Origin of the sequence: Pseudoalteromonas sp. bablab_jr010, from assembly GCF_016464105.1 — a bacterium.
GTDB classification, from domain to species: Bacteria; Pseudomonadota; Gammaproteobacteria; order Enterobacterales; family Alteromonadaceae; genus Pseudoalteromonas; species Pseudoalteromonas simplex.
Genome location: NZ_JACDWV010000172.1, coordinates 1 through 428 on the forward strand (window position 1 = coordinate 1; position 428 = coordinate 428).

1 pseudogene is annotated in these 428 nt (G+C 42.8%); it reads right to left on the reverse strand.

The annotated features are described in order from the left end of the window. Positions 1–428, reverse strand: a pseudogene (locus JIG37_RS18135) (DEAD/DEAH box helicase); the annotation flags it as partial.

The following is a 428-nucleotide window of genomic DNA, read 5'->3' on the forward strand; positions in this document are numbered from 1 at the left end:
CATGTACGTTGTCGTGTATGAGTTGTGTTGTTTGTGCGCCTAGCGTTAGCCATAACAACTTACCAATGTTATCTGAGGCAGGTTTTACCGACTCATAAACCTGGGCTAGCCATTTGTAATCTTCGTTGTATTCATCAAGTAAACTATCAGGTGAAAGCGACTCCCACAGTTTGGCCAGGTATTTAAAATCCAGTGCAAAGGCGTCTTTCTTTTCGTCTGTACTAATGGCGTTCTGTGCAGCCTCTAGGCCTTCAAAGCCCTCTATAGTTCTGTCTACATCAGTAAAGTGGGCTAGCGTATCAGTCATTGCTTTTGGTAGTTTGACGCGTAACTCACTTAGGTTAGAAATAACTTGTTGTACGCTTTCTTCGTCAAACTCTAGTGCTTTTGCTGCATCGTCAAATACGCCAAAGTAGTCAACAATACAG